Raw genomic sequence first — 12,243 nt, 5'->3', positions numbered from 1 at the left:
ACGACGCGCGTCACCCCAGGGAGCCGCGGTGCAGGGACCGTGGGAAACAGGTCGCGATCAGGTCTCGCGTCGCGCCCGCTGCTCGAGTTGCAGCTCGGCCCAATCACCGATGGCCTTCGTGGTCTCCGCCGGGCGGTCCCGGTGCACGTTGTGACCTGCACCCTGGACGATCGTCAGGCTGACCTGGCGGTTCGCGAGGACCTCGGCGGCGAGCGCGCCGCGGAAGAGGCTGTACACCTCCGGGTCGGAGGCGATCACGAAGGTCGGGTTGCGCAGAGCGGCCGCCGCAGGACGGACGTCCCACGGGTGGTTCTGCTCGCTCGTCTGCTCGATCGCCCACCGGCTCGCCTCGGACACCGCCTGGACCTTGATCTCCACGTCCAGTGGGTGCCACTCCGGGTTCTTCGCGCGGACGGAAGCGATCGTGTTGTCGGCGAAGGCGGCCTCCTGGCTGGCGCGGATGATCTCGGCGTCGTGGTCGTCGAGCGCGATGGCGGGGTCGAGCAGCACGACCGCCGCCGCCCACCGGGGATCGGCTGCGGCGGCGACCGCGGTGGCGGCGCCTCCGAGCGAGTGTCCGACGACGAGGTCCCACGCGGCGTGCCCGACGCCGGGCACGGGGGTCGGCCTGGTGGCCAGCAGATCGGCGGCGTAGGCCTCGACCCGGTAGTCCAGCGCACGAGGGGCGACGCCGTGGCCGCGGAGGTCGACCGCCTCGACGAGCCAACCGCGATCGGCCAGGGCGGCGCAGATGCGCCAGGTGCTCGGACCGTTGCTGCCGAGTCCGTGGACTACGAGCGCCCGAGCCGGCGCATCGTGACGACCCCAGCGGTGACGCGGGAGCTCCACGGGCGTGATCGTGCGGGCGGCGAGGCTGGACGCGGTGTCGACGACGGGCTCGGTCATGGGTTCAGCCTACGGTCTCGCGTCAGTCGAGCCGGTCCGGGTCGGTGCCGGTGCGCTCGCCGTTCTCGAGCGCCGAGATGGCGGCCAGGTCGTCGGCATCGAGGGTGAAGTCGAACACCGCGAAGTTCTCCGCGATCCGCGCCGGTGTGGCCGACTTGGGGATGACGATGTTGCCGAGCTGCAGGTGCCAGCGCAGCACCACCTGCGCGACCGTGCGCCCGTGCTTCCGTGCGATGGCCCCGAGGTCGGAGGTGGCGTCGTATCCGTCGGCGGCGGGCGTGAAGAAGCGGCCGCGGGCGAGCGGCGACCAGGCCTCCGTCGCGATGCCGTGTGCCGCGTTGACGGCGCGCAACTCCCGCTGGGGGAGGAACGGGTGGAGTTCGACCTGGTTGACGGCCGGGGTGACCTCCGCCGACTCCAGGAGTCGTTCGAGATGGCTGCGGTGGAAGTTGGAGACGCCGATGGAGCGCGTACGTCCTTCGGCCCGCAACCGCTCGAGCGCGCGCCAGGTTTCGCGGTACCGGTCCTGCCCCGGGGCCGGCCAGTGGATGAGGTACAGGTCGACGTGGTCGAGGCCGAGGAGGTCGAGGCTCGTGTCGAACGCGCGCAGCGTCTCCTCGTACCCCTGATCGGTGTTCCAGACCTTCGTCGTGACGAAGAGTTCGTCGCGGGCGATACCTGACTCGCGGATCGCGACGCCGGTGCCTCGCTCGTTGCCGTACAGCGACGCGGTGTCGATGTGGCGGTACCCGACCTCCAACGCCGTCCGCACGATCTTGGTGCTGGCGAGGTCCGGGACCTTGTAGACGCCGAAGCCGAGCTGGGGGATCGTGTGCCCGTCGTTGAGGAGGACGGTCGGGGTGCTGTCTGCCATGGCACCAGTATCCTCGACAGGGCCACCGTCACCGTCGAAAGGGAGCCCATGCCGCAACTCATGATCGTCACCGGGAGCGTCCGTCCCGAGCGGGTGGGCGGCGCCGTCGCCGGCGGGGTCGCCGGCGTGGCGGAGACGGACGAGCGATTCACCGTCGACGCGGTCGATCTCCGGGAACTGGCGTTGCCGTTCATGGACGAGCCCGCGCACCCGCGGAAGCGTGCCTACGTCCACCCGCACACGATCTCCTGGAGCGAGCGGGTCGACCGGACGGACGCCTTCGTGTTCGTGACGCCCGAGTACAACTACAGCTACGCGCCCGCCCTCAAGAACGCGCTCGACTACCTCATGCACGAGTGGGCGCGGAAGCCGGTCGGGGTCGTCAGCTACGGCGGGCTGTCGGGCGGAACCCGTGGCGTCGTCGCCCTTCGGCCCGTGCTGCAGGCACTCGGTCTCATCAGTACCGGTGCGAACGTGGAGATCCCGTACGTCTCACGACAGATCGCCGACGGCGTGTTCACGCCCAACGACCGCCAGACGACGATGTTGCCGATGCTGCTGGGCGAACTGGCCGCACTCGACGAGGCCCTCGCGCCGCTGCGCGCCGACCACTGAGGGGGGCGGCTCAGGACGGGTGGGTGTTGATCGGCTCGGTGTCGGGGATCGGGCTCGCATCGCGGCCGCGGAGGTCGGGGTGCCAGCGGTGACCGATCCAGGGGATGACGAAACCGAGCAGCGCGAACAGGCCGGCGACCCAGAACGCGCCGACCGCTCCGGAGCCGTCGATGAGGAAGCCGGCCGCCGCCGAACCCATCGCGGCACCGATGAGCTGACCGGTGCCGACCCAGCCGTAGGCCTCGGCCGTGTCGCTGAACTTCACGCTCGCCGAGACGATGGCGAACAGCACGGCGAGGGCCGGTGCGATGCCGATGCCCGCGACGAAGAGGGTGATCGACAGCCACCAGGCGTTGAGGAAGAGGCTCGCGACGGCGAGTCCGGCGAAGACGATGAAGATGCGGCGCGCCAGCGCGTAGGGACCGATCGGGGTGTGTCCGAGGGCGAGGCCGCCGGCCAGCGAGCCGACCGAGAAGATCGCGAGGACGATACCGGCTTCGAGGCCGTCGTGCCCGAAGGTCGCGACGACGCCCGCCTCGACGGCCGAACAGGCGCCGATGAGGAGGAAGCCGACGACGGTGGCGAGGAGGACCGGCGGGCGCTTGAGCACCTGCCCGAGCTTGCGACGGCTCCTCGGGATGCGCACGCGCCCGACCTCCGGTGAGGAGATGAACCACAGGCAGCCGACGACCATGATCACCGCCGCCAGGGCGATGCCCCAGACCGTGCCGACCTGGGTGGACACGAAGGTGGTCACGACGGGCCCGAGCACCCAGATGATCTCCTGGGCCGAGGCGTCGAGGGAGAACAACGGGGTGAGCTGCTGGGAGGTGACGAGCTTCGGGTAGATGGTGCGGACCGCGGGCTGGACGGGCGGGGTGCTCAGCCCGGCGACGAATCCGACCGCCATGTACGCGGGGACGGTCATGGTGACGAGGGCGATGGTCGTGACGGAGACGGCACACACCGCGAGGGTGAGGAGGAGCACCTTGCGGATGCCCCAGACGCCCATCCACCGGCTCGTGAGGGGGCCGGCGATCGCCTGCCCGATGCTCGTCGCGGCGAGGACGAGCCCGGCGGCCCCGTAGGACCCGGTGACCTGTTCGATGTGGAGCAGGAAGGCCAGCGAGAGCATCCCGAACGGGAAGCGTGCGGTGAGCTGCGCCGCGATGATCCGGGCCACGCCGGGGGTACGAAGGAGGTCACGGTAGCTGCTCACAAGGACACCAGTCTAGGGACCGGTTCCGACACGCGCGACACGCCCGCGACACGCCCAAACCGACAACGGATGTCGGAGGTGCGGAGGAGAATTTTGCCTGTGGATAGATATCCCTCGGACGGGGGAGAAAAGGCCGTCAATCCGGGATTTTCGCGTCGCCCAGGGGTGTTGTACCCAGTGGAGAACCGGTGGATAACTCGCCCGAAACGGTGGAGAACCCGGTGGAAAACTACAGGGCTGTAACTACTAGCCCTTGTGGTCGACCTGAAGACCGCCATCTATATGTAGTATTGGAACCCCGGCGCAGGACGCCGCGGGAATCACCAGATTTTGAGGGGAAGGCACGAAGAGCTATGGCAATCACGGTCTACACGAAGCCCAGTTGCGTGCAGTGCACCGCGACGTACCGCGCACTCGACAACAAGGGCATCGAGTACAACATCCTCGACCTCTCGGTCGACGAGAACGCACTCGAGCAGGTCAAGGCCCTCGGCTACCTGCAGGCACCGGTCGTCATCACCGAGGAAGACCACTGGTCGGGCTTCCGTCCCGACAAGATCGAAGAGCTCGCCGCACGTCTGGCTTGAGCCCACGGTCGCAGGCGTCATCATGAGCCGGCTCCAGCAGCACCGCACCATCCGACCGTCCGGACGTCGACGAGGAGGCCACCCGTGCAACCACGGCTGATCTACTTCTCCAGCATTTCCGGCAACACGCATCGCTTCATGCAGAAGCTCGACCTGCCCTCGTTGCAGATCCCGCTGTATGCGAAAGACGAAGCCGTGCACGCCACGGCACCCTACGTCCTCGTGACCCCCACCTACGGCGGGGGCAACGGCGACGGAGCGGTGCCCAAACAGGTGATCCGGTTCCTCAACGTGGAGGCCAACCGCTCCCTGATCCGCGGGGTCATCGCCGCCGGCAACACGAACTTCGGCGAGGCCTACGGGCTCGCCGGCGACGTGATCGCCGGCAAATGCAAGGTCCCGCACCTGTACCGCTTCGAACTCTTCGGAACCCAGGACGATGTCACCACCGTCCACAATGGATTGGAATCATTTTGGCAGCAGCGCCAGTTTCAGTGATCGACGCACCGTCGACGAGCCAGATGGACTACCACTCGCTCAACGCGATGCTCAACCTCTACGGCCCGAACGGCGAGATCCAGTTCGACAAGGACCGTGAGGCCGCGCGGGAGTACTTCCTCCAGCACGTCAACCAGAACACCGTCTTCTTCCACTCGCTGAAGGAACGGCTCGACTACCTCGTCGAGAAGGAGTATTACGAGCAGGCAGTGCTCGACAAGTACTCGTTCGACTTCATCCAGGAACTCAACGACCTGGCCTACTCGAAGAAGTTCCGCTTCCAGACCTTCCTCGGCGCGTTCAAGTACTACACCTCGTACACGCTGAAGACCTTCGACGGCAAACGCTACCTCGAGCGGTTCGAGGACCGCGTCGTCATGACCGCCCTCGGCCTCGCCGACGGCGACCAGCAGCTCGCGGTCGCGCTCGTCGAAGAGATCATCGCGGGTCGGTTCCAGCCGGCGACGCCCACCTTCCTCAACTCGGGCAAGGCCCAGCGAGGCGAGCTCGTCTCCTGCTTCCTCCTCCGCATCGAGGACAACATGGAGTCGATCGCCCGCGGCATCAACTCCGCGCTCCAGCTCTCGAAGCGTGGCGGTGGTGTGGCGCTCTCGCTGTCGAACATCCGTGAGTCCGGTGCGCCGATCAAGCAGATCGAGAACCAGTCGAGCGGCATCATCCCCGTGATGAAGCTCCTCGAGGACTCCTTCAGCTACGCGAACCAGCTCGGCGCGCGTCAGGGCGCCGGTGCGGTGTACCTCAACGCACACCACCCCGACATCCTGCGCTTCCTCGACACCAAGCGTGAGAACGCCGACGAGAAGATCCGGATCAAGACGCTGTCCCTCGGCGTCGTCGTCCCCGACATCACCTTCGAGCTCGCGAAGAAGGGCGAGGACATGTACCTGTTCTCCCCGTACGACGTCGAGCGCGTCTACGGTGTGCCCTTCGGCGACATCTCGGTGAGCGAGAAGTACCACGAGATGGTCGACGACTCCCGCATCAAGAAGACGAAGATCAACGCCCGCGAGTTCTTCCAGACCATCGCGGAGATCCAGTTCGAGTCCGGCTACCCGTACATCGTGTTCGAAGACACGGTGAACAAGGCGAACCCCATCAAGGGCCGCATCAACATGTCGAACCTCTGCTCGGAGATCCTCCAGGTCAACACGCCGACCACCTACAACGAGGACCTCTCGTATAAGGAGATCGGCAAGGACATCTCCTGCAACCTCGGGTCACTGAACATCGCGCTCACGATGGACTCGCCCGACTTCGGTCGCACGGTCGAGACCGCCATCCGCGGCCTCACCTCCGTGTCCGACCAGAGCCACATCTCCTCGGTGCGTTCGATCGAGGACGGCAACGACAAGTCGCACGCCATCGGCCTCGGCCAGATGAACCTCCACGGCTACCTCGCCCGCGAGCGCGTGCACTACGGCAGCCCCGAGGGCATCGACTTCACGAACATCTACTTCTACACGGTGGTGTTCCACGCGCTGCGTGCCTCGAACCTCATCGCCAAGGAGCGCGGGGAGACCTTCGACGGTTTCGCCGACTCGCAGTACGCGTCGGGTGAGTTCTTCGACAAGTACATCGACCAGGTCTGGGAGCCCGAGACGGCTCGTGGCCGCGAGCTCTTCGAGCAGGCCGGCGTGCAGATCCCGACGCAGGCGGACTGGACGGCCCTCAAGGCGTCCATCCAGGAGTTCGGCATCTACAACCAGAACCTCCAGGCCGTCCCGCCGACCGGTTCGATCTCCTACATCAACAACTCCACGTCGTCGATCCACCCGATCGCGTCGAAGATCGAGATCCGCAAGGAAGGCAAGCTCGGTCGCGTGTACTACCCGGCTCCGTTCATGACGAACGACAACCTGGAGTACTACGAGGACGCCTACGAGATCGGTGCCGAGAAGATCATCGACACGTACGCCGCGGCGACGCAGCACGTCGACCAGGGGCTGTCGCTGACGCTGTTCTTCAAGGACACCGCCACCACGCGCGACATTAACAAGGCGCAGATCTACGCGTGGAAGAAGGGCATCAAGACCATCTACTACATCCGTCTCCGCCAGCTCGCGCTCGAGGGCACGGAAGTCGACGGCTGCGTCAGCTGCATGCTCTAAGGAGCTTCGCGCTTCGTCATCGCACTTCGACAGGCTCAGTGGCCGGGATTCCGGTCTCGGTCACTGAGCCTGTCGAAGGGCATCAGCACCACCGGTCCGTCGAGGGCCATCAGCATCACCGGTCCGTCGAGGGCCATCAGCATCACCGGTCCCTGAGCCTGTCGAAGGGCCAACCCCACTTCCCGATAGAGGACACCAATTCATGTCAGAGAAGCTCAAGCTGGTCGACCGCGTCCAGGCGATCAACTGGAACAAGATCGAGGACGAGAAGGACGTCGAGGTCTGGAACCGCCTCGTCAACAACTTCTGGCTGCCCGAGAAGATCCCGCTGTCGAACGACGTCCAGTCGTGGAACACCCTGACGCCGCAGGAGCAGCAGCTCACCATGCGCGTGTTCACGGGCCTCACGCTCCTCGACACGATCCAGGGCACTGTCGGCGCCGTCGCCCTCATCCCCGATGCGATCACCCCGCACGAGGAGGCCGTCTACACGAACATCGCGTTCATGGAGTCGGTGCACGCGAAGAGCTACTCCTCGATCTTCTCCACGCTCAGCAGCACGAAGGAGATCGACGAGGCGTTCCGCTGGTCGGTCGAGAACCCGAACCTGCAGAAGAAGGCGTCCATCGTCCTCGACCGCTACCACGGTGACGACCCGCTGAAGCGGAAGGCCGCCTCGACCCTCCTCGAGTCGTTCCTCTTCTACTCGGGCTTCTACCTGCCCATGCACTGGTCGAGCCGCGCCAAGCTCACCAACACGGCCGACATGATCCGCCTGATCATCCGCGACGAGGCCGTGCACGGGTACTACATCGGCTACAAGTTCCAGAAGGGACTCGAGAAGCTCACGCAGGCTGAGCGCGACGACGTGAAGGACTACACGTTCTCGCTGCTATACGAGCTCTACGACAACGAGGTGCAGTACACGCAGGACCTCTACGACGAGGTCGGCCTCACCGAGGACGTCAAGAAGTTCCTGCACTACAACGCCAACAAGGCGCTCATGAACCTCGGCTACGAGGCCATGTTCCCGAAGACGGTCACGGACGTGAACCCGGCGATCCTGTCGGCGCTCTCCCCGAACGCCGACGAGAACCACGACTTCTTCTCGGGTTCCGGCTCCTCCTACGTGATCGGCAAGGCCGTGGTCACGGAAGACGAGGACTGGGACTTCTAGTAGATGTCTTCGGGGGCCGGTCTGCATCAAGAAGCGTTGCACCCTTGGCTCGATTGGGCCCTGCTCGGAAGCGAGGCACATTGAGGTACCAGGAGGCTTTTGGCGAGCGTGTCATGAAGAGCTACGGAGCTGAACGCAATCTTGTTCATGGTTCGACGATCGCAGCGAGTGCCACTCAGGTTTCGGAATCAGGTCATCCGCAATTCGCATCCTTGCAGGTTGGTGAAATGGGGTCGGCCAATGTCGCATCCGTCTTCCTGGACCTGAGTGGATTTACCTCGCGCACGTTCTGGGAGTCCCCCCAGGATTCCGCTAGGCTCGCCCATGCAGTATTGTCCGGCTTTGCAAGCGTTGTGCGATCGCTCGGCGGGCATGTGCTCGGCCTTCGCGGCGACGGTTTGTTCGCGAGTTTTGGGCCTAGTCACGATGCTATTTCAGTGTCCGTTGCGCTGGCTGCCGCTGCGGCGTCCCTTCATGCTGTTGAATCGGACCTCAACTCTCGTCTAAGCGCGGTTGGCATTTCGCCAGTAATCGCGCGCGCGGGCGTCGATTTCGGTGAGTTGGTTTTCGTTCGGTCAGGGGACGAAACTTCCAGCGAAGTGAACGTAGTCGGCTTTTCTGCGAACTTTGCGGCAAAGTGTGAAAAATTTGCTAATGCATGGGAAATTGTGGTTGGCGAAGGGGCGGCAAGCGTGCTGCCGAGTCGACTCTCCCTGACGAGCCGTGATGGCTCCCCGAAGCTCTTCCAGCACGAAGGTAATCGGCGGAGCTATCACTATTACGATTTCAGCTGGCGAAAGATGCTCTCCGAGGTGGAGGGTCTAATCCAGGACGTCGATGGTTTGCCTCTTGAGAACATCCCAGTTAGGAGCGCTGCATGAGCATGGTGAGCAATTTGAAGCGGTTCGGCATCGATGCGCATCGTGAAGTCGCTGCAGATGGTCAGATCAGTTTCACAATTGGAGAATCGGCGACGACATCTCTGAAGTCGCATACCTTCCATGGCGGTATCGAAGCCGAAGAAGGCGCGAGCTCCGAGCACTGGTGGCATGATGATGTTCTGCTTCAGGGAGAACGCGACGCAATGGCGGCTGCGTTCCCGGCGTTCACTGAGCTTCTCTCGGAGGATGACATGCCGCCGGTATGGTACGGCACGGTGAATACAGGCGCCGGTTCTTTCGAAGTAGCGGTTCTGCATCGCGTCGATCACTCTCTCCCACGAGTTGTTCCGCTGGGAACCAAGCGCCTTGGGCGGGCGCAGGGCAAGGGATGGGTAGCTGCCCCGCACTTGTACTTGAACGGAAACCTCTGCGTCGCCTCACCGGAGGACTGGGACAACGAGTCTGATACTGCAGCGACTGTGGTGGGTTGGGCGGCACACTGGTACGCGTGCTACACCGCGTGGTTTGTCACTGGAAGATGGCCTCTGGAAAGTTATCGTGCCGATGCGGCATAAGAATATTGTTTCACCGGTGGGGTCATGGGAGGACGCCAAGCTAGCGCTTCAGGAGTACGGTAACTGGGTCAAGAACGCAGACACGAAGACGACGGTTCTTGCGGCAGCTACTAGTCTTCTGATCTCTGTCATGGCTGCGAATTCGAGGATGTTCGTTGCGACAATTCAAGCCGGCTCCTGGCCGTCGGGTGCGTTATCTGTTCTGCTGCTTGTTTTTGTCGTGGCCTCAGTCTTAACTGCGCGATGCCTATTTGCGGCATTAACACCACGCACGACTGCCGCTTCGTTGGATAATCGGTTCTCCTGGCCTGCGGTTGCTTCGAAGGCGGTCCCCCCAACCTCATATCCTGCGGAAACGCTCGTAGCCGAGGCTTGGGAGCAATGTCACACGCTTGCCCAAACTGCAGCGGCTAAGTATCGATCATTCTACGCAGCCTTGCGCTGGTTCGCCGTTACTGTCGTGATCGGGGCAATAGCGTTGGTTTCCGCATCTTGGACTAATGCCGGGATCGCGTAGCTAGACGAGGACTGGGACTTCTAGTCACCGGGCAGTCGCTGCGCTGAACACACGCGGGCCGGATGGAATCCACGATTCCATCCGGCCCTCGTGCGTTGAGCGACCTCAGCGGTTAGCGTGGAGGGACGCACGATCGATCTTGGGGGAGACCACCCGTGAGCGTGACACTCGAACGACACCGCGAGACCATCGGTCCGGAGCTGCCAGGGGCAGACATCATCCGAGCGATCCGCGCGCTACTGATCTGGGCCGTCTTGGCGTCGTTGGTCTACACCGCGCTGAGTCACGCGACGCAGGGCATCTGTCCTGGCGGGTTCGACGGCAGCGGTGGGTTCATCGATGCCGACGGCGGACCGACGGACACAGCGCCCACGTGCTTGACCGTTTCCCTGCTGCCGAGTCCGATCGTCTACGGCGTCATCGGCGGCACCGTCATCGGGGTGCTGAGTGTCATCCTCCGCCGAGCGTCATCTCAGGCCCAGGCCCTGCGGTTCATCTCCCGTGCCCGCTGGATCGTCTGCGGCGTTGCGCTCGTGAGCATCCTCGTCGCGCAGGTCTGGTTCGCTCAACTCGACGTGACCAGTTGGGATGGAGGCCCGATCGACGTGCTGTTCCCGTTCCCGTTCGCATCAGGAAGCGTGGAGATCTGACCCCTGCAGGACTGAGCCGCTCAGCCACCCAAGGCGGAGCTCATACCGCCGCCGGCCGCGAGGAAGAAGTAGAAGAACGCGGTCACGCCCTGGACGACGGGGAAGAAGAGCGCCGCGATCGCGGTGACCACGATCGTGAGGATGGCGACGAGCGCGACCAGACTGACGACACCGTTGCGTCCTGCGCTCGGAGCCTCGACGGGTTCGGCGACGAGCAGCTCGTCCATGGTCGCTTCGGTCGTCAGCATCGTTCTCCCTGTGGCTCTGGTGTCCTCGACACTACCCGGAGAGCCGCCGTGCGCCGCTGACTCGCCCGAGGATGTTCGAATCCGACGCGGAAACGCGCAGATTCGGGCGACTCAGCGACGGTGGGTGGTCAGCGGCGGGTGGACCAGAGGGCCCAGGCGATGAGCACTGGCTGGAAGAAGAGGCGGGTGAACCGGCGGCTGTCGGTGTCGAGACCGAAGGCGTCGCGGCGGTTCAGCCACTGGGAGAGGTTGCCCGGGAAGATCGCGGTGAAGAACGCTGCCGCGAGGTTGCCGACGGCCGTCCGCTTCACGCCTGAGGCGAGTGCCGCACCCAGGGCGATCTCGACGACGCCCGAGGCGAGCACGGTGGTGTCCTCGTCGATCGGGACCCATTCCGGCACCTGCGCCTGGAAGTCCTTCCGAGCGAAGGTCAGGTGACTGACGCCGGCGAAGACGAGTGCGCCTCCGAGCAGCAGACGTGCGGCGGTGCGGGCTTTCGATCCAGCCATGAGGGTCCTCTCGACGATGGTGATGTCACCACGCTATCCGGAGATCGGTGGACCGACGGCGGGTTGCGAGTGCACAGATGTCCAGCAGCAGGCCGCTCAGCCGTCGATCTGCGAGTTCGCGTCGAGGCGGTGCCAGGTGCGGTTGTGGTAGACGAGCGGCGCGCCATCGAAGCTCGGGGTGAAGGCCGGGACGGCGGGAGCGGGTGCCTCGGCGGCAGGCTCGGCCCGGACCGGCTCCTCGGCCGCTTGCGGCTGCGAAACGCTCGACTCCAGCGCGTGCACGGCGATGACCGTCGAGGTGCCCGCCTCCATGCGGTTGACGATGCGTCCGCGGATCCAGACGCCGTTGCCCGTGAAGTACGGCTCGCCCGTCGGCAGGCGATCCCAGATGGAGGTGTCGGCGAAGCGGTCGATTCCGCTCGTCGCGCAGAGCTTCGCGATGTGCAGCTGCTCGGAACCCAGAAGGTGGACCACGACGGTGTCGGATGCGGTGATGGTCGGCGCGCTCGAGGACAGCGACGACACGGAGAAGACGAGGAGCGGCGGTTCCGCACTGACGGAGAAGACCGAGGTGGCGGTCAGCCCCACCGGCCCGGAGCCGTCGTCGGCGGTGATGACCGAGACGCCGGCGGGGTGCTGACGGAACGCCGCCTTGAAGTCGTCGGGGGACAGGGAGGCGAAACCGGGGGCGACCTCGCCACCGTCGACGGGGGACGGCAAGGCGGTCACGGAGGCGGCTGCCGGGTGGACTGAGCTCACGGAGGATCCTTCGAACGGCTGTGGACGACTGCTGCAACGCCGATTCGGTGGACGCTGCACAGGCTACGTTTCGCTCATCCGGCCGGAGCTGCAACTCTG

At 64.8% G+C, this 12,243-nt stretch carries 14 protein-coding genes; 8 read left to right on the top strand and 6 right to left on the bottom strand.

What is annotated here, in order from left to right; translation table 11 throughout:
• Positions 1-57 precede the first annotated feature (57 nt).
• A complete protein-coding gene (locus tag RWN05_RS05965) occupies positions 58-906 on the bottom strand; it encodes an alpha/beta fold hydrolase (RefSeq protein WP_064296527.1) in 849 nt (282 codons plus the stop codon).
• Positions 907-928: 22 nt separating this feature from the next.
• Positions 929-1,780 (bottom strand): aldo/keto reductase, encoded by an 852-nt coding sequence (locus tag RWN05_RS05960; protein WP_314138959.1) that lies wholly within the window; start codon positions 1,778-1,780, stop codon positions 929-931.
• A gap of 48 nt (positions 1,781-1,828) precedes the next feature.
• On the opposite strand from RWN05_RS05960, the gene RWN05_RS05955 reads away from it, so the two are divergent.
• Positions 1,829-2,395 (top strand): NAD(P)H-dependent oxidoreductase, encoded by a 567-nt coding sequence (locus RWN05_RS05955; RefSeq protein ID WP_314138958.1) that lies wholly within the window; start codon positions 1,829-1,831, stop codon positions 2,393-2,395.
• Positions 2,396-2,405: 10 nt separating this feature from the next.
• On the opposite strand, the gene RWN05_RS05950 is transcribed toward RWN05_RS05955, so the two are convergent.
• Positions 2,406-3,614, bottom strand: coding sequence for an MFS transporter (locus RWN05_RS05950; RefSeq protein ID WP_314138957.1), 1,209 nt, complete (start codon positions 3,612-3,614; stop codon positions 2,406-2,408).
• A gap of 353 nt (positions 3,615-3,967) precedes the next feature.
• Here RWN05_RS05950 and nrdH point away from each other — a divergent pair, with 353 nt between their 5' ends.
• The 7 genes from nrdH (at position 3,968) to RWN05_RS05915 (ending at position 10,628) form a co-directional block, all read left to right on the top strand.
• The gene (gene nrdH / locus RWN05_RS05945; RefSeq protein ID WP_056007615.1) at positions 3,968-4,201 is read left to right on the top strand and encodes a glutaredoxin-like protein NrdH; all 234 of its coding nucleotides are present in this window, start codon (positions 3,968-3,970) and stop codon (positions 4,199-4,201) included.
• Between the two features lie 84 nt (positions 4,202-4,285).
• Positions 4,286-4,699, top strand: a complete 414-nt coding sequence (nrdI, locus tag RWN05_RS05940; protein WP_314138956.1) for a class Ib ribonucleoside-diphosphate reductase assembly flavoprotein NrdI — start codon at positions 4,286-4,288, stop codon at positions 4,697-4,699.
• A 23-nt stretch (positions 4,700-4,722) separates the two neighbouring features.
• Positions 4,723-6,828 (top strand): class 1b ribonucleoside-diphosphate reductase subunit alpha, encoded by a 2,106-nt coding sequence (gene nrdE, locus RWN05_RS05935; RefSeq protein WP_314139019.1) that lies wholly within the window; start codon positions 4,723-4,725, stop codon positions 6,826-6,828.
• A 202-nt stretch (positions 6,829-7,030) separates the two neighbouring features.
• On the top strand, positions 7,031-8,005 hold the full coding sequence (gene nrdF / locus RWN05_RS05930; RefSeq protein WP_056007612.1) for a class 1b ribonucleoside-diphosphate reductase subunit beta: 975 nt from the start codon (positions 7,031-7,033) through the stop codon (positions 8,003-8,005).
• Positions 8,006-8,118: 113 nt separating this feature from the next.
• Positions 8,119-8,886 carry an adenylate/guanylate cyclase domain-containing protein gene (locus tag RWN05_RS05925; protein WP_314138955.1) on the top strand — a complete coding sequence of 256 codons (768 nt, stop codon included), beginning with the start codon at positions 8,119-8,121 and terminating at the stop codon, positions 8,884-8,886.
• A complete protein-coding gene (locus RWN05_RS05920; RefSeq protein WP_314138954.1) occupies positions 8,883-9,461 on the top strand; it encodes a hypothetical protein in 579 nt (192 codons plus the stop codon). The genes RWN05_RS05925 and RWN05_RS05920 overlap by 4 nt, the downstream gene beginning before the upstream one ends.
• Positions 9,462-10,133: 672 nt before the next feature.
• Complete coding sequence (locus RWN05_RS05915) at positions 10,134-10,628, top strand: hypothetical protein (protein ID WP_314138953.1); 495 nt, start codon at positions 10,134-10,136, stop codon at positions 10,626-10,628.
• Positions 10,629-10,648: 20 nt separating this feature from the next.
• Here the strand turns inward: RWN05_RS05915 and RWN05_RS05910 are convergent, their stop codons facing one another.
• From RWN05_RS05910 to RWN05_RS05900, 3 genes are all read right to left on the bottom strand, one after another.
• Positions 10,649-10,876 carry a hypothetical protein gene (locus RWN05_RS05910; RefSeq protein WP_314138952.1) on the bottom strand — a complete coding sequence of 76 codons (228 nt, stop codon included), beginning with the start codon at positions 10,874-10,876 and terminating at the stop codon, positions 10,649-10,651.
• 128 nt (positions 10,877-11,004) lie between these two features.
• Positions 11,005-11,385, bottom strand: coding sequence for a DoxX family membrane protein (locus tag RWN05_RS05905; protein WP_064296521.1), 381 nt, complete (start codon positions 11,383-11,385; stop codon positions 11,005-11,007).
• Positions 11,386-11,481: 96 nt separating this feature from the next.
• Positions 11,482-12,114, bottom strand: coding sequence for a flavin reductase family protein (locus RWN05_RS05900; RefSeq protein ID WP_064296588.1), 633 nt, complete (start codon positions 12,112-12,114; stop codon positions 11,482-11,484).
• Positions 12,115-12,243: the final 129 nt, after the last annotated feature.

Origin of the sequence: uncultured Plantibacter sp. (assembly GCF_963518075.1) — a bacterium.
Classification (GTDB): Bacteria; Actinomycetota; Actinomycetes; order Actinomycetales; family Microbacteriaceae; genus Plantibacter; species Plantibacter flavus_A.
This window is presented reverse-complemented; position numbering and strand designations above follow the sequence as displayed.